This window comes from Streptomyces sp. NPDC085596 (genome assembly GCF_044541565.1).
GTDB lineage: Bacteria > Actinomycetota > Actinomycetes > Streptomycetales > Streptomycetaceae > Streptomyces.
Map to the genome: position 1 here is coordinate 238,270 of NZ_JBITTC010000005.1, position 16,665 is coordinate 254,934.

General features: G+C 72.2%; 13 protein-coding genes. 6 read left to right on the plus strand and 7 right to left on the minus strand.

Annotation, left to right across the window (positions count from 1 at the left end; all coding sequences use genetic code 11):
* Positions 1 to 79 precede the first annotated feature (79 nt).
* Together ACIGA3_RS17200 and ACIGA3_RS17205 are read right to left on the minus strand one after the other, a co-directional pair.
* On the minus strand, positions 80 to 1,450 hold the full coding sequence (locus ACIGA3_RS17200; RefSeq protein WP_399715983.1) for a phosphatase PAP2 family protein: 1,371 nt from the start codon (positions 1,448 to 1,450) through the stop codon (positions 80 to 82).
* A 248-nt stretch (positions 1,451 to 1,698) separates the two neighbouring features.
* A complete protein-coding gene (locus ACIGA3_RS17205; RefSeq protein ID WP_399715986.1) occupies positions 1,699 to 1,962 on the minus strand; it encodes a hypothetical protein in 264 nt (87 codons plus the stop codon).
* Between the two features lie 513 nt (positions 1,963 to 2,475).
* On the opposite strand from ACIGA3_RS17205, the gene ACIGA3_RS17210 reads away from it, so the two are divergent.
* From ACIGA3_RS17210 to ACIGA3_RS17225, 4 genes are all read left to right on the plus strand, one after another.
* Positions 2,476 to 4,215 (plus strand): SpoIIE family protein phosphatase, encoded by a 1,740-nt coding sequence (locus ACIGA3_RS17210; RefSeq protein WP_399715989.1) that lies wholly within the window; start codon positions 2,476 to 2,478, stop codon positions 4,213 to 4,215.
* A 155-nt stretch (positions 4,216 to 4,370) separates the two neighbouring features.
* Positions 4,371 to 4,574, plus strand: a complete 204-nt coding sequence (locus ACIGA3_RS17215) for a cold-shock protein (protein ID WP_161148376.1) — start codon at positions 4,371 to 4,373, stop codon at positions 4,572 to 4,574.
* Between the two features lie 178 nt (positions 4,575 to 4,752).
* Positions 4,753 to 6,207, plus strand: coding sequence for a DEAD/DEAH box helicase (locus ACIGA3_RS17220; RefSeq protein WP_399715992.1), 1,455 nt, complete (start codon positions 4,753 to 4,755; stop codon positions 6,205 to 6,207).
* A gap of 259 nt (positions 6,208 to 6,466) precedes the next feature.
* A complete protein-coding gene (locus tag ACIGA3_RS17225; RefSeq protein WP_399715993.1) occupies positions 6,467 to 6,781 on the plus strand; it encodes an SCO5918 family protein in 315 nt (104 codons plus the stop codon).
* 166 nt (positions 6,782 to 6,947) lie between these two features.
* On the opposite strand, the gene ACIGA3_RS17230 is transcribed toward ACIGA3_RS17225, so the two are convergent.
* Together ACIGA3_RS17230 and ACIGA3_RS17235 are read right to left on the minus strand one after the other, a co-directional pair.
* On the minus strand, positions 6,948 to 8,006 hold the full coding sequence (locus ACIGA3_RS17230) for an LPXTG cell wall anchor domain-containing protein (protein WP_399715995.1): 1,059 nt from the start codon (positions 8,004 to 8,006) through the stop codon (positions 6,948 to 6,950).
* Between the two features lie 195 nt (positions 8,007 to 8,201).
* On the minus strand, positions 8,202 to 9,068 hold the full coding sequence (locus ACIGA3_RS17235; RefSeq protein WP_399715997.1) for a PhzF family phenazine biosynthesis isomerase: 867 nt from the start codon (positions 9,066 to 9,068) through the stop codon (positions 8,202 to 8,204).
* A gap of 92 nt (positions 9,069 to 9,160) precedes the next feature.
* On the opposite strand from ACIGA3_RS17235, the gene ACIGA3_RS17240 reads away from it, so the two are divergent.
* The gene (locus tag ACIGA3_RS17240) at positions 9,161 to 10,051 is read left to right on the plus strand and encodes a LysR family transcriptional regulator (protein ID WP_399716000.1); all 891 of its coding nucleotides are present in this window, start codon (positions 9,161 to 9,163) and stop codon (positions 10,049 to 10,051) included.
* A 39-nt stretch (positions 10,052 to 10,090) separates the two neighbouring features.
* On the opposite strand, the gene ACIGA3_RS17245 is transcribed toward ACIGA3_RS17240, so the two are convergent.
* Positions 10,091 to 12,079 carry a TerD family protein gene (locus ACIGA3_RS17245; RefSeq protein ID WP_399716003.1) on the minus strand — a complete coding sequence of 663 codons (1,989 nt, stop codon included), beginning with the start codon at positions 12,077 to 12,079 and terminating at the stop codon, positions 10,091 to 10,093.
* A 281-nt stretch (positions 12,080 to 12,360) separates the two neighbouring features.
* Between ACIGA3_RS17245 and ACIGA3_RS17250 the strand changes: the two genes are divergently transcribed.
* Positions 12,361 to 13,122 (plus strand): GltA, encoded by a 762-nt coding sequence (locus ACIGA3_RS17250; protein ID WP_399716005.1) that lies wholly within the window; start codon positions 12,361 to 12,363, stop codon positions 13,120 to 13,122.
* A gap of 84 nt (positions 13,123 to 13,206) precedes the next feature.
* Here ACIGA3_RS17250 and ACIGA3_RS17255 read toward each other — a convergent pair whose 3' ends face one another.
* Both ACIGA3_RS17255 and ACIGA3_RS17260 read right to left on the minus strand, forming a co-directional pair.
* On the minus strand, positions 13,207 to 15,288 hold the full coding sequence (locus ACIGA3_RS17255; RefSeq protein ID WP_399716007.1) for an ATP-binding protein: 2,082 nt from the start codon (positions 15,286 to 15,288) through the stop codon (positions 13,207 to 13,209).
* A gap of 246 nt (positions 15,289 to 15,534) precedes the next feature.
* Positions 15,535 to 16,554: an MIP/aquaporin family protein gene (locus ACIGA3_RS17260; RefSeq protein WP_399716010.1), complete on the minus strand. Its 1,020-nt coding sequence runs from the start codon at positions 16,552 to 16,554 to the stop codon at positions 15,535 to 15,537.
* Positions 16,555 to 16,665 lie beyond the last annotated feature (111 nt).

Genomic DNA, 16,665 nt, shown 5'->3' on the forward strand with positions numbered 1-16,665 from the left:
CGCCCTCCGCCACACCGCCCCCGGGCCCGGATGCCGTGATGCGTCCGGGCCCGTTCAGGTCGCCCTCAGGCCGTGAACATCACGGGGTTGCCGCTGCCGCCCGCACGGTCGTGGACAGCGGCACGGGCTTCGGTTCCCACCGGCTGGTGGTCCGTACGTAGCCGTGGATCATCGTGGCCAGCGCCAGGAGGAGGAGGGGGCCGGCCACCAAGGGGTGCTTCGCCATCTCCACCGGCACGTAGCGGACCGAGAGCAGGAGCGCGGTGAAGACGCCCACCCCGTAGGCGATCAGCCGGACGGCCGGACGCTCCCAGCCGTGGTCGTATGCGCGCAGGGCCGTCTCGATCGTGAGCGTGAACACCACGCCGGCGATGAGGTCGATGCCGTAGTGGTAGCCGAATCCCAGCGTCGCGACGAGGGTGGCGACGAGCCAGAACGTGCCCGCGTGGCGCATGAGGCGTGGGGCCCTGCGGGAGTGGATGAAGATCGCGGTGGCCCACGCCGTGTGCAGGCTGGGCATGCAGTTGCGGGGCGTGATCATGTCGTACGTCACCGGGTGCGGGGAGCCGACCGGCGGCGGGGTGTGCGGCCACAGCTCGGCGACCGCCCAGTGCGCGCTTCCCGTGCCGAACGCGCCGGTGCCGTAGGCGAAGACCGGGCCGACCACGGGAAAGATCATGTAGATGGCCGGCCCGAGCAGGCCGATCACCAGGAACGTACGCACCAGATGGTGTCTCGGGAAGCGGCGCTCGGCCGCCACGTTGCGGAGCTGGTACAGCGCCACGACGACCGCGGCCACGGCGAGCTGACCGTAGACCGCGTGCAGGACATGAGCGCCGACCGGGCCCGTGGCCCCGACGATCCGGCCCGCCACCCACGACGGGTTGCCCAGCGCGTGATCGGCGGTCGCCACGTACGGGTCGAGCACCTCCGGGCGGGTCTTCGACGTGATCAGCAGCCAGGTGTCGCCCGTCTTACGGCCGGCCACCAGCAACAGGCCCAGGCCGACGCCCTTCAGCAGCAGCACGCGTTCCCGGCCGGTACGGCGGGTGAAGGCGATGACCGCGCAGCCCAGCATCACCCACAACGCGCCGTTGCCGAAGGGGTAGCCCTCGGTCCCCCCGACCCCGAACGCCCAGCGTGCCAGTGCGAGAACGACGTCGATACCGATCGCCGCTCCGACCGCGATGAAACGTTGCCGCCAGGTGAGCACCACCATCGTCAACGACATGCCGGCGTACAACAGGGCAGCCGATTTGGGACGCCATATCAACTCAGCGACCTGGTTGGTGAGCGGCCCGGGCAGGCCGTAGCGACGCGTGGTCAGCTCCAGCACGACGAGGAACCCGAGAGCCGTCACCGCCGCCACGGCCCAGAGTCTGTGCCGTGGCCGGCCCCACACCGAGGACGCCGTGCTGCCAGATATTCGCGAAAACCCCCGTGACAACATGCGCCTCGATCTCTGTTCGGTTTGCCGGGATTCCGGTGGATAAAGGTGTAATTGGCCGCGCGAGCGGTGAAGCCGCGCTCAACTTAGCGACCCCGGGCCGGAGTCGGTATGCCGGGCATGACAGCACCACACCGCCCCGAAGCCAATCAAAGGTGGCATGGAAAAGCGCCCCTGGGGACTGAAATCGATCACCCAGGGGCGCCGACGCGGTCCGCGTTACGAAGAGCGCGTCGTAGAAGGTCGTAGAACTAGGACGGCAGCCCGGTCCGGGGGCGGTCCTCGGTGGACGGGGCGGGATGCGTCTGCGTGCCGTCAGCGGGAACGCCGGGGGCGCTCGGCCGGCGCCGCGCCGTGGAGCCGTGACGTCCGCGGAGGCGGCGGCCGATGCCCGGCAAGGCGTTGCTGTAGCGGAAGTCCGCTATACGCGCGTCGTGTTGGGCGTTGAGGCGACGGATCAGGAAGACGCCGATGACGATCAGGATGAGCAGTACGGCCACGCCGATGAGCGTCATGGCCCTCACCTCCTCGGTCCCCGGGACCGCGGCGGCGGAACAGCTCCGCCCTCGGTCTCCCACGCCGCTTCGCGGCTTCGGACCTCGGGGCTCTCCCGGCCCTCCGGGCTCGCGGTCGTCCTCATGCGGCGCGCGGCCGGGCTCGATGCCGTCAGGGAGTAGCGCTGGGGCGGCGCGTGGGCGCGCCCGGCCGGTGTCATACGGTCGATGGTCACGTTCATGACGCGAACCTGTCCCCGGGCTCGTCCGTGACGGCCCGGCATTGCCGATCACCGGGAACTGCACCTGCGGGAACGCCGATGTTCGAGTGGCTCCCGATACCTTCAGCCTACTCCGGCCGTACCGTACGAAATGCGCCCGGCAGGCGGGCGCAGAGTAGCGTGGGGTCGATGGGCATGTGGAGCAGGATGCCCTCGCCGACAGGCAGGTGAGTTCCATGGCCGTCTTTGATCTCCCAGGCCCGTCACGCGGCCCGGCCCGGAGCGCGACACAGGGGACGGGCTGCCGACGCGGATGAGGGCCGACGGAGAGAGCGAGCGGCGGCTAGCGGCGGCGGCGCCGGGGCTGTGGCGGCAGGTCGTCGAGCAACTGCGCACGGCCGTGGCCGTGGTGGACCGGGACGGGCGGATCGTCGCCGTCAACCCGGCCACCGAGCGGCTGCTGGGGCGCGCCGGGGCGGCCATGTACGGGCAGGACATCCATGACCTGTGCCATCGGGACCCCGAGGGCGTCCGCATCCCGCGGGAGGAGTGCCCCCTGCTGCGGGCGCTGGCCGAGGGACGTACGGCGCGAGCGGAGGACGACCGGTGCCTGCGCGGCGACGGACGGCTGGTCCCGGTCTCCTGGTCCGCCTCGCCCCTTCACGACGGCGGCACCGCGACGGGCATGGTCGTACTCGTCACCGAGACCGCGACGGACCACGACACGCGGCGCAACGACGCGGAACAGGCCGAACAGGCGGCTCATACGAGCGCACTGCAGAGCCTCGCCGAACGGCTCACGCTGGTCGCGGAGATCAGCGACGTACTCGGTCAGACCCTGGAGGTCGACGAGGCGCTCGCCCGGCTGAGCCGGCTGCTGGTTCCACGCCTGGCCGACTGGGCGGCGGTGGACCTCCGCATCGGTTCCCGCCAGGTGCACCGGGTGGCGGTGACCGGTCCCGAGGGCCGGGACGCGGGGCAGGAGGACTGGCGCGGCCGCCTTCCCCCCGCCGGGGAGAAGACCCGCTCACCGGTGGTCCAGGTCCTGCACGGCGGCGACCCCGTCCTGCACGACTCGCCGGACACGGCCACCCCTCCCGAGTCCCCGCTGGCCGCCGTGCACACCGGCTTTCTCCGGGCAGCGGGCGCGACATCCGTCATCACGGTGCCGCTGGGTACCAAGCGCCAGGTCACCGGCGCCCTGACGCTGGTGCGCACCGACCCGGAACGCCCCTTCGACGCGGGCGACCTCGAGGTGGTGAGCGACATCGGCCGCCGGGTCGGCCTCGTCATCGACAACGCCCGCCGGTTCGGCCGCCAGCGCGCCGTCGCCGAGGCCATGCAGCGCAACCTCCTCCCCCCGCTGCCCCGGCACGGCCTGCTCCAGCTGGCCGCCCACTACCAGCCCGCCCCGGCCGGCTCCCAGGTCGGCGGCGACTGGTACGACGCGTTCGTGCAGAAGGACGGCTCCCTCGCGCTGGTCATCGGCGATGTCGTGGGCCACGATCTGACCGCGGCGGCCGGCATGGCGCAGCTGCACGGCATCCTGCGCTCCCTCGCCTGGGACCACACCGGGCCGACCGGTGCCGTCGTGGACCGCCTCGACGACGCCATGCCCGCCATCACCACCGTGCCGATGGCCACCCTCGTCCTCGCCAGGGTGGAAGGCCCGGACACCGGCCCGTGGACGCTGCACTGGACCAGCGCCGGGCACCCGCCGCCCCTGTTGCTGACCCCGGACGGGAACGCGCGGTACCTCGAAGCCGGGCAGGGGCTCCTCCTCGGAGCACGCCTGGGAAGCACGGCCCCACGGCCGAGCGCCTCGCACGTCCTGCCGCCGGGCTCCACTCTCCTGCTCTACACCGACGGGCTGATCGAGATCCCCGGCAGCGACCTCGACACCGGGCTGCGCCGACTGCGCCGGCACGCCCTCGCGCTCGCCCACGAACCGCTGGACACCCTGTGCGACCGGCTGTCCGCCCGCATGTCACCGGGCAGCACCGACGACATCGCGCTGCTGGCCCTCCGTCTGCCGGCGACAAGCGGAGCGTGATTTTTTTCCCGGACAGGCCGACCCCACCGTGCTAGTGTCGATCCAAGTTGCGGTTGTGGTTACCAAAAGGTCTTTTTCCGACGGGCTGATCATCGCGGCGACACGGAGTCCGCACAGGGCTGATTCCGAGCACCGTTTTCCGAAGGAGAAAAGACATGGCCACCGGTACCGTGAAGTGGTTCAACGCCGAAAAGGGTTTCGGCTTCATCGCGCAGGACGGCGGCGGCGCCGACGTCTTCGCCCACTACTCCAACATCGCCACCCAGGGCTTCCGTGAGCTGCAGGAAGGCCAGAAGGTGTCCTTCGATGTCGCGCAGGGCCAGAAGGGCCCGACGGCGGAGAACATCGTTCCCGCCTGACACCGGCACCGATGCATTTTTCGCAGCTGGGGCCCGCACCTTGGGGTGCGGGCCCCAGCTCGCTGCATTTCCAGGGAAATTCATCCCTGCCGCCTTCGGCTCGTTCTGGCGATTCTCCGCGCCGTTCATTTCATTGCGGAAATTCCTTGGTACGCGCCCGCATCAAGGAAGGTTCCATATGAACCGCGCGCGTGCCGCACGCACGACCCGTACCGACGACCGCTTCGGCTCCCCGTCCGTCAGGCGCTCCGCTCCCGCGCAGCGTTTCCGGGGCGGCGGACGCCGACAGAGCGCGCCGCAGGGCGAGTTCGCGCTGCCGAAGACGATCACCCCGGCGCTGCCCGCCGTCGAGTCGTTCGCCGACCTCGACATGCCCGCGCCGCTGCTGGCCGCGCTCGGACAGCAGGGCGTGACCGTGCCGTTCCCGATCCAGGCGGCGACCCTGCCGAACTCCCTGGCCGACCGGGACGTGCTCGGCCGCGGTCGCACCGGATCGGGCAAGACCCTCGCCTTCGGGCTGGCGGTGCTGGCCCGTACGGCGGGCCGGCGCGCCGAGCCGCGGCAGCCGCTGGCCCTCGTCCTCGTACCCACCCGGGAACTCGCCCAGCAGGTCACCGACGCGCTCACCCCGTACGCCCGTGCCGTACGGCTGCGGCTGACCACCGTGGTGGGCGGGATGCCGATCGGCCGGCAGGCGAACGCTCTGCGGGCCGGGGCGGAGGTCGTCGTGGCGACGCCGGGACGGCTCAAGGACCTCATGGACCGCGGCGACTGCCGGCTCGACGACGTCGCCGTCACCGTCCTGGACGAGGCCGACCAGATGACCGACATGGGCTTCCTGCCGCAGGTCACCGCGCTGCTCGACCAGGTGCGGCCGGGGGGCCAGCGGATGCTCTTCTCCGCCACCCTGGACCGTAACGTCGACCTGCTGGTCCGCCGCTTCCTGACCGACCCGGTGGTCCACTCCGTCGACCCCTCCGCGGGCGCGGTCACCACGATGGAGCACCACGTGCTCCATGTGCACGACGCGGACAAGAACCGTACGACCACCGAGATCGCGGCGCGGGACGGCCGAGTGATCATGTTCCTGGACACCAAGCACGCGGTGGACCGGCTGACCAGCCACCTCCTCGGCAGCGGTGTCCGCGCGGCCGCCCTGCACGGCGGCAGGTCCCAGCCGCAGCGCAACCGCACCCTCGCGCAGTTCAAGAGCGGTCAGGTGACGGTGCTGGTGGCGACCAATGTCGCGGCCCGCGGCATCCACATCGACAACCTCGACCTGGTCGTCAACGTCGATCCGCCGGCCGACCACAAGGACTACCTCCACCGTGGCGGCCGTACCGCTCGCGCGGGTGAGTCCGGCAGCGTCGTCACCCTGGTGACGCCCGCCCAGCGGCGCGCGATGAGCCGGCTGATGGCCGCGGCGGGCATCAGCCCGAGGATCACGGCGGTGCGTCCGGGCGAGGCGGAGCTGAGCCGGATCACCGGGGCGCAGGCGCCGTCCGGTGTGCCGGTCGTCATCGCGGCCCCGGCCGTGGAGCGTCCGCGCCGTGCGTCGTCGTCCGCCTCGGCTCGGGGACGCCGCGGCCGTCCCGCTCAGGCACGGTCGACGGAGAAGCGCCGCGCGGCATGACGTGACCGTCCCGGACACTCGTAGCGCTCCCCGCCATGACGCTCACCCTTCGCACGGGCGCGGTTTCGACACCGGTTCAGGTGGAGTACCCGCTTGTGTGCGATGGTGACGACGAGTGCACGGGCTCGGTGCCCCGTTCCGAACCGGCCGTACACCGCGACGGCTCCCGCCACACCGACCGCGTCCGTCTGCGGTCCGCACCCTCATCCAGTCCGACTTGCCCTGGCTCTGCTCCTTTTCCTTCCGTCTGTGAGGCAACATGCGCTGTGTCATCGCCCGGTATCCGTTCGAACTGACCAAGGACGGAGTGATCGCCTCGATGGCGGGCATCGCGCCCGAACTCATCACCGGTGACTCCGTGACGATCGGGCGCCGCCGTTACCCCGTCAAGCAGGTCGGCGAGGTCATCACCCGGCAGGACCGCCGTGACTTCAGCGGCGGCGAGGTCAGCCGCGCCATGGCTCGCCTCGGCTTCACCTGCCACACCCCTGCCGACGCGGCGCCGCCCGCGCGTCCGGGTGCCACCAACCCGGTCCAGGCCGCGTCCGACCTGCTCGGGGGGCCCAGCCTCTGAGGAGCGGGCGGAACGTACGGAGCAGGCCCGGACGGGATCGTCCGGGCCTGCTCTGTGTGGTGCGGGGTCTGTTCTGTGTGGTGCGGGGGCCTAGGGGAAGCGCCCTACGGGGTCGGCTCTAGGGAGCCTTCCCTACGGGGCGTTTCCCAGGGGCATCGGGTCCTTGTCAGACCGCGACGTTCCCGCCCTCGTTGCGACGCCGCCGCACGACGAACATCGCGCCGAGGCCGAGCGCGACCGCCGCGCCGCCCGTGAGGGCGATGGCCGGGAGGGCCGAGCTGGAACCGGTCTCGGCGAGGTGGCCCTGGGGGACGATCTCGGTGTTGCCGGCGGGCTTGGTGGTGGGCAGGGGCTTACGGCCACCCTGCGGCTTGGGGGTGGAGTCGTCGACGGGGCCGGCGGAGGTACCCGCGGCGAGAACGTCGAACTCGTAGAAGCTGTCGTCCGGGGCGGCGACGCAGTTGCCCTTGTCGTCCAGGTACATGCCGGTGCTGACGGCGAACCCGAAGCCGGCGGGGGCCTTCTTGTCGACGGCCACGCGCAGGTCGATGGAGAACGACTCCTTGGCCTTCACGTCGGTGTAGCCGAGGTAACCGGCGGCGTCATCGTCCAGGTCCACGGAGATGTCGTTCCACTTGCCGGTGGACGGGTCCTGGTACTGGAGGGTGAGGTGGTTGGTCGGGTCGGAGAAGTCGTCGTCGTCGGCGCTGATCGTCGCGGCGAAGACACCGAGGTCGACGCGCTTGTAGGAGTGGCTGCCCGAGTTCTTCACGTTCAGCTTGAAGGCGTGGAAGCCGCTGCCCGCGACGATCTTCGACGGCAGCCCGGAGAGCGTGGTGCTGAGGTCGTCGTCGAACTTCTCGACGTCGCCGGCCAAGCAGTCCTCCGGGTTCGCCGACGCGGAGGCGGACGCCGAGGCGGAACCGCTGGGCGACGCCGAGGTGGAGGCCGAGGAAGAGGCGGCGTCCTTGGCGGGCGCGGCCGAGGTGGAGTTGGCGGCGAGCGGGGCCGAGCTGGCGTCCGTGGCGGGCGAGGTGGTGTCCTCGGCGGCCGGGGTGGTGGTGACGTTGCTCTCGGGCTCGGTCTCACTACCCGTCGTGGCCGACTCGGTGACAGTGGACGACGGTCCGCCCTCCTCCGCCTGCGCGACCGAGGCCGTCATGAGCACGACCGGGGACAGGACGGCGGTCGCGGCAGCGAGAGCCAGGGAACGACGCAGCTTCATAACGAACCTCAGGGCAGGAAGGATCAACGTTTTCGCATAGCTGACTCACAACCGGGGAAAAGAGTTGCCCAAAAAGTTTCGAAATCTCTACGCGAACTGCCTTAGTTCCGCACAGATATTGGGCATTGATGATTGTTTCGGGGCGATACGGGCGGGACTCAAGAGGCGGTTGTCGCCTCGGATGGTGGAGCCGCCTCAAGGTGCGGGGATCGGCACGGCCCGCCCCGTCACCCTTACGGGAGTCTCGTACGGGTCCACCTCGATGGTGAGGTCGCTCGGGCGGCCCATGTCCTCGCCCTGGCGGATGGCGATCGTGCTCGGGGCGGTCACCAGGCCGAGCGTGCGCAGGTAGCCGCCGAACGCTGCCGCCGCCGCGCCGGTGGCCGGGTCCTCGACGACACCGCCGACGGGGAAGGGGTCTCGGGCGTGGTAACTGCCTTCGTTCTCACGCCAGATGAGGTGGACGGTCGTCCACCCGTGGGTGCGCATGACAGTGGTGAGGGCGTCGAAGTCGTAGGCCAGGTCGGCCAGTCGGGCGCGGGAGGCGGCGGCGAGGATCAGGTGGTCGTTGCCCGCGAAGGAGACATGGGGCGGCAGGGCCGGGTCCAGGTCGGAGGCGTTCCAGCGCAGGGCGGCGAGCGTGGCGTCCAGCTCGGCGGCGTCGGCCGGGCGGGAGCGGGTGGGGACGCTGGTGAGGGTCGCCCGTACGGTGCCGTCCCGGTCGGCCACCGTCTCGACCCTGATCTCCCCCGCGGGGGTGTCGAAGAGGAGTTCACCGGCGCCGATGCGCTCGGCGAGGGCCACCGCGGTGGCGACCGTGGCGTGGCCGCAGAAGGCGACCTCGGCGAGGGGGCTGAAGTAGCGCACGGTGAAACGGCGCCGGGCCTCGTCCCGTTCGGTGACGAAGGCCGTCTCGGAGTAGCCGACCTCGGCGGCGAGCGCGAGCATCCCCCGCTCGTCGAGGCCGGTCGCGTCAAGGACGACCCCGGCAGGGTTTCCCCCATGAGGGTCGGGGGTGAACGCCGCGTAGCGCAGGACATCGGAAGCCGTGGAGTGAGCCATGCGTTCATGCTGGCGTCCCTGCGGCATCAATACCAACGATTGTTTTTCATACGAGCCATCGGAAATCTCGATGGCATCGCTAGGCTTCCGCCATGGAAACCCGGCTGCTCCAGACCTTCGCCACGCTGGCCAGAACGGGCAGCTTCACCGCCGCCGCGGCCGAGCTGCGGCTCGCGCAGTCCACGGTGACCGTGCAGATCAAGGCCCTGGAGAAGGCGCTCGGTACGCGGCTCTTCGACCGGCTGGCCAGGGGGGCGCTGCTCACCGAGGACGGGCGGCGGCTGCTCGGCCCGGCCGAAGAGGTGCTGGAGACGGAGTCACGGCTGTTCGCGGCCGCAGCCGAGGACGGGCCGGTCAGCGGGACGGTGGTCGTGGGTGCGGGCGAGACCCTGTGCTCGGCCCATCTGCCGCGCGTGATCGCCGCGTTGCGTGAACTCCACCCCGAGGTGGAGGTCCAGCTGGAGCCCCGCGGCACGTCCGCCGCGCTGGCCGGGCTGCGGTCCGGCCAACTGGACCTCGCCCTGCTGCTGGAGGAGTGCGTGGACCACGTGGACATCACCGCCGAGTACATCGCCGCCCAGCCGCTGGACCTGCTGTGCGCGCCCGGGCACCGCCTCGCGGACCGCGACCGTCCCGCGACCTGGCAGGAACTCGCCCAGGAGGACTTCTTCCTCCACGAACAGGGCTGCTCCTACAGCGACTGGCTCGCCGGACAACTCCAGGCGGTCCCCGGCGCCCACCCCCGCATGACCCGCTTCGGCAGCATCGAGGCCGCCCGCTCCTGCGTGACGGCCGGCCTCGGCCTGACCGTCCTCCCCCACGCCAACGTCGCGGAGGCCCTCGCCGAGGGCCGCCTCACCCTCATCACCGGCCCCACCCTCCCCGACGTCCCCATCCACCTCGCCCACCACCGCCGCCGGCATCCGACGCGGGCGGCCCGGGCGGTGGTGGGGGAGGTCGTGCGGCATTTCGGGGCGGCGTAAATCGGCCGATCATCAACGGCGTCGAGGCCGACGACGACCTCACTCCAAATGCGCCACCACACTCCGATGGAACCGGTGCACCGCCTCGTCCACGCTGCGGATGAAGCTGGACTGGGCGTTTCCCCGGGTGCTGCCCATGGTTTTGAGGAGGGAGAGGCGGAAGCCGGTCACCGGGGTGCCGGACTTCGGGAGCATGTCGCCCGGCTCGGGGCGGAGGCGTTCCAGGGTGCCCCGGGGGCCGCCCGCCCCGCCTTCCACCAGGGTTTCCACGTGGAGGTCGGCCGGGGCCTCGGCGAGACGGCGGATGAGGCGCTTCGCCGAGGTCAGGGGGTAGCCCTGGGTGGGCGCGGGGATCTCGATCGAGGTGCGGAGGCGGCCGGTGCGCAGGTCGGCGGTGAGGGCCAGCACACCGGGCGTGCCCTCGATGCGCAACTCGGCGCCGAGACGGCCGTCGTGGCAGAGCTGGTCGGCGAGGAGGGCGCGGCGGGCGGCCGGGTCGGCGCCACGCCGGGAGCGCTGGACGGGCAGCACCTTGTGGCCGAGTTCACCGCCCAGGCGCAGGCAGACCTGGCGGACCAGGCGCTCCCAGCTCTCCACCACCTCCAACGCGCGCGGGTCGCCCTGGCAGAGGGTCTCGTCGTCGATGCCGTTGCGTACCGGAACCCACGCCGCGCCCATGTTCTGAAAGCCGTGGCAGCCGGAGTTCTCGTGCTGGACGTAATGCAGCAGTTCGCGGAGCAGCCAGGCGTGCGCGGCGTCGTTCACGCCCTCGTGCTGGATCAGCATCTGCGCCTGGTGCGCGACCTCGGCCCAGGACAGGTGCCGGAGCGCCACCTTGTGCTTGCGCCGGCCGTCGATCTTGACGTCGACCAGCGGGCGGCCCTCCAGCTCGACGTCGTTCGACAGCGTGATGACGGCCTCGTAGCCCCGGCGCGCGGCGATGTCCATGTACGCCTGGACCTGGTCGCCCCTGAGGGCGTTGCCGTTGGTCTTCGTCTCGACCAGGGCCGTCCACAGCTTGCCCGCCCGCTCGACCCGGATCACCCCGTCCGGGCGGCGCGGGGAGTCGCTGTGCGGCAGCGTGACCTCGGTGAACGTCTCCATGCGCCCCGCCGGCGCGCCGAACGCCGCGGTGAGCCGCCGGCCGAACTCCGGGATCTGCGCCATCACCGACAGCAGCACCGAGGTGGCCCGCGCCTCCCGGTCGCGGTCGCTCTTGAGGGCGGACACGGGGAACAGCCGCGCCTCGCGCCAGGAGTCGTTCTCCGCCAGCGTCCGCCTGGGCGCCTTCGGCAGGGTGACCTTCTTCTTGGCCGTACGGGGGCGGGCGGGAGCCTTGTCCGGGACGGCGGGCTCGGCGGCGCGGGGCGCGGGGACCTGCGCCCGTACGGGCTCCCCTACGGCTCCTTCCCTACGGGTGTCCGCCGGCGCCTGCTCCACGGGCGGGGCCGTTGCGTCCTGCGGTACCGCCTCCGTGCCCGCGTCGTCGTCGATGTCCACGCCGAAGTCGGTGGCCAGGCCCGCCAGGCCGGAACCGTAACCCTGGCCCACCGCACGGAACTTCCACGCGCCGTCACGCCGGTACAGCTCGCCGAAGATGAACGCGCTCATCGGACCCGTGTCGGCGATCGTGAAGCCGACCAGGTCCGCGCCGGAGCCGTCCGTCAGCGTCAGGCGGAGGTTCTCCAACTCCCCGAAGTGGGCGCCCTCGTACCGGCTCGCCGCCACCACGATCCGCGTGACCTCGTCCGGGAGCGCGGTCAGGTCGAAGCCGATGCGGTCCTGACTGCCGTCCCCCGTGGGCGTCTTGCCCAGCAGCTGCACGCTGCCGTCCGGGGCGACCGGGTTGTTGTAGAAGTAGAAGTCGGCGTCGCTGCGCACCTTGCCGTCGGAATTCAGCAGCAGGACGGAGACATCCGCATCGCCCTCGCCCGTAGGGCTCGTCCAGTCCAGGGCGACGACGACGGAATCGACGCTCTCGCTCAGCGCCGCCAGCGTCACATTGGCTCCCTTGGCCAACTCCTGCATGACCCCACCCCCCAGTAGTGCCTGCGGACGCGTCTCCCCCCGGCATCGACCTGCGCCGATGACACCGTGCGACGCGCCGCACACTCAATGCTCAAGAACGTTAATACGCAACGAGCTGTGCCGCGCCTGTCCGGCCGAAAGAAATACCCAGGGTTTCCCGGACCGTCTGCGCGGGTGGGGAAGCAGGGGGACCCAAGGGCCTCGTTATGGTTTCAAGGCTTCGGGGCCGTCGATCCGTGCGCGGCCCCCAGGGGGTGTTGTCGAAGGGGAGCGCGTTCCGTATGCCTACGCTCAGCGTCCTGACGCCCGTCCATGACGGTGGGCACACCTATCTGCGCGAGCTGCGCGACTCGTTGCGGGCGCAGCGGCTGCCCGACGGGTGGCGGCTCCAGTGGGTGGTGCAGGAGGACGGGCTCACGGGGCGACCCGCGGCCGTACTGGCCGACGAGCCCTGGATCTCCACGGGCACCGGCCGCCACGGCGGAGCCGCCCGCGCCCGCACCCTCGGTCTGGCCCGCGTCACCGGCGCCCTGCTGCGCTGCGTCGACGCGGACGACCTGCTCCCCGACGCCGAGGCCCTCGCCCGTGACATCGAGGTGCTGTCCGCCCACCCCGCCCACGCCTGGACCGTCGCCCCCTGCCTCGACCTGCACCCCGACGGCCGCCTCGAACCGGGCCCCTACGACCCCGCCCCCGGCCCGCTGCCCGCCCGGACCCTGCTGGACGGGGCCGCGCGCGGTGCCATGCCGGTGGTGGGCACCACCCAGACCGTCCACACCGAACTGGTCCGCCTGCTGGGCGGCTGGCCCGCCCTCCCCGCCTTCGAGGACGGCGCCCTCCTGCTGAGCTGCGAGGCGGTCAGCCCCGGCTGGATGCAGTCCGAACCCGGCACCCTCTACCGCAAACACCCCACCCAGCACACCGCGTCCGAAGCCTTCCGCGACCGGGCGGAGGCCCGCCTCCGCGTCCAGATCGCCGTCCAGCGGGCGGAGGCCCTGCACGCGGCCGGGTGGCGCTGGCGGCCGACGGCCATCAAGGGCTGACCCGCCATCAAGAGCTGACCCGCTCACCTATGTGTTTCACGTGAAACCACCCGATTGCCCATGACGGCACGCCCACACCGCCCGTCATCCCGTAGCCCGGCTCGACGTTCTGCTCGGTGTCGGCGTATCCGTCCGGGGTGCCGGCACCGTAGGGCGAGCCGCTCGCGGTGTGCGGGGGGACTCGATGTCGGCCAGCAGGCGGTGGAGCGAGGCGCGTACGGCCGGGAGGTCGGGGGAGTCGGGGGTGCCCGGCAGGGTGACGCGGGTGTCCAGGGTGGCCAGGGCCCGGTGCGCCCGGTGCCAGGCCCGGGACGTGTGGCCCTGGTGGTGGTCGGTGTAGGCGCGGGCGTAGCGGGCGAGGGCCGTCGCCCACGCGTCGTCGCGTACACCGGGGTACGCCAGTGCGCGGCGGGCGCTGCGGCCCGCCGCGCCGGGGGAGGTGCGGGCCTGGGCCACGGCCAGGGCCGCCAGGCTCACGGCCGGGGCAGGCCCGCCGGGGGCGTACGCGGGAACGGTGTCGGCGGCCTGCCGGAAGCAGTCGGCGGCGGTACGGGCGTCCCCGCGCTCCCACGCCAGTACGCCCTGGACGTGGGCCACCCGGCCGATCAGCGCGTCGTCCCCGGCGAGCACCGCCGCCGTCCAGACCTGGCCGAGCAGGGCGCGGGCGGTGGCCGGGTCGCCGGGGGCGTTCAGCCAGGCGGCGAGCCAGCGGGCGCGGGCGGCGAGGTGGTCATCGGCGTCGTGGCGGGGCAGCAGGCGGGCCAGGTGCGCGCGGCCCTCCTCGCCGTGGTCGTGCGCCGTCCACCAGAACCACAGGTCGGCCACCGTGGCCAGCGCCGCCATCACCTGCGCGGGCGGGGCGTCGGGGCGGGCCGCGTACTCCACCAGGGCGGTCAGGTCGGCCGCGTTGTCCCGGACCAGCCGGGCCGCCTGGCGTTGGTCGCCGGCGTTCCACAGGTGCTCGGCGACCTCCGCGAGGCGTCGGTGATGCAGTACATGGCGCTCCACCGCCACCGTGAACTCCCCTGCCGCGAGCAGCCGTTCGGCGCCGAAGTCGCGGGCGGCGCGGGTCATGCGGTAGCGGGGCGGGCGCAGGCCCCCCGGTTCGTCCAGTGTCTCCAGCACCCCGGCGGCGGCCAGTTGGGCGAGGCAGGCGGAGACCTGGTGCGGGGCGACACCCGCGCCCGCGCAGAGGTAGGCCGCCGTCGGCTCGGTGAACGCCCCCTGGAAGACGCTGCTCCGGCTCCACACCGCGCGCTCCGGCCGCTCGCACAGCAGATACGCCGACCCGACCGCCGAGCGCAGCGAACGGTGCCGGTGCAGCGCCGGTCCGGGCGCGGCCAGCCAGCACTGGTCCCGCTCCAGCCGGTCGGCCAGCGCCCACGCGGACGGCTCCCGGTCCAGCTGCCCGGCCGCCAGCTCCACGGCGAGCGGTACGCCCTCCAGCACCCGGCAGATCCGGGCCACGGCCGCCGCCTCGGCGCCCTCCGCCCGGAAACCGGGGGCGGTGGCACGGGCCCGCGCGAGGAACAGCTCCGCCGCTGCGTCCACCGCCAGCGGGGCCAGCCGCAGCACCCGCTCCTCACCGAGCCCGAGCGCCTGGCGGCAGGTCACCAGGACGCGCACACCGGGTACGTCCATCAGCAGCCGCTGCACCAGTCCGGCGCACTCGGTGCGCACCGCGTCGGCGTCGTCGAGGAACAGGAGCACGGGGCGCCGGCCGGCCGCGTGGCCCAGGGCCCGCAGGGCCGGGACCAGGTCGGTGAAGGCGGGACGGGCCTTCGCACGGGCGCCGGGCGTACCGGCCGACGTCCGCGCGTCCGGTACGGCCCCCGCGCCGACCGTCCGCCGCCCGGCCGTGCCCCGGGGCCCCAGCACCACTTCCGCCACCCGGGCCGCGAGCGCCCCCACCGCGACGGGTCCCCCACCCCCCGGGCACCGCACATAGATCACCCGGGCCCAGGGCCCGGGCTCCTCCGCTCCCCCCACGGCGGCAGCCGCCAGCGCGCTCTTCCCCGCACCCGCCGCTCCCGTCACCGTGACCAGCCGGTTCCGGGCCAGGCCCGCCCGGAGATCCGTCGTCTCCTCGTCCCGGCCGATCAGACCGTCCGGCCCACAACGCCCCGCTGCGGACGCCCACTCGGCGTCCTCGGCGTATGCCCACACTGTTCTGCGCTCCAGAGCTCGCGGCGGTGCGGCACCCGTGGCCGCACGCTCAGAGAGGGGGCGCGACGCGCAGAGAAATCGTTCCTGCACGGCGCCGCCTTCACGCCAAGTCCAACGGCCGCCCGCGACCTCGGGTGCGGACGCGGGCCAGGGATCACACGCCGCACTGAACCCTCGTACACAGGTGCACATACCAATGGGCGGCCCGGAGTCCGGACCGCCCGTCCCGCCGGACCGCCGCCAGACCTAGTACTCGTCCTCGTCCGGCCCCTTCTTCCCGCCGCCGCCCCGGCCGGTCTCGTCGTCCCGGCCGGTCTCGTCGTCCCGGTCGATCGTCTTGACCGGGCGGGTACGGCCCGCCTCGGGGAGTTCGCCCAGGTCGTGGCGGAGGTAGAGGACGTCGCCGACGAAGAGGTCGTAGAGGAGGATGCCGACGATGCCGCCGATCAGCGGGCCGACGATGGGAATCCACCAGTAGCCGCTGAACTGGCCCGCCACGCTCCCCGGGAAGGCCAGGCTTCCCCAGCCCGCCGCCCAGGTGAACAGCCGGGGGCCGAAGTCACGGGCGGGGTTGATGGCGTAGCCCGCGTTGGCGCCGAAGGACATGCCGATCGCGGCGACCACGAGACCCACGATGAAGGGGGCCAGATTCGCCTTCACCGCCTGGTTGCGCAGGTCCAGGATGGCGACCACGAACATCACCAGGAAGGCCGCGCCGACGATCTGGTCGATCAGCGGGCCCCAGATGCCGCCGTGGAAGTAGGGCGCGGGGAAGGTGGCGAAGATGGAGAACGAGGCCAGGGTGTGGCCGTCCGTCTTGGGCCCCTTGACCGCGGAGTCGAAGGTGTCGATCGCGTTGTGGTAGACGAGGTACACCAGCGCCGCCCCCGCGAACGCGCCCGCGACCTGGGCGAACCAGAACGGCAGCACCTTCAGCCAGGGGAAGCCCCGCCGTACGGCCATGGCGAGGGTGACCGCCGGGTTGAGGTGGGCACCGCTGACGCCGCCGGCCACGTAGATACCGAAGGTCACGGCCAGCGCCCAGCCCCAGGCGACCAGCAGCCAGTCACCGGCGGCGAGGAAGATCGTCGTGGTGGTGGCGGCGCGGCCGGAGCCCGGCAGCGCGGCGACCGCCATGGCGACCACACCGCAGCCGAACGAGATGAGGACGAAGGTCCCGATGAACTCCGCCATGAGCTCGCCCGCCAGACCGCCCCGGTGCCGGAGCCGGGACGGCTTGATGAGTGGGGGAATTTCGACAGCCATTGAGGCCCCCTAGCAGAGGAGCGGTAGGGCAAACATCCTCATATTCACCCACCGCACCCCGGCCCGCAGGGCGGGAAACCCGTCTGGCCTAAGGGTTATTGCAGGGGGCGA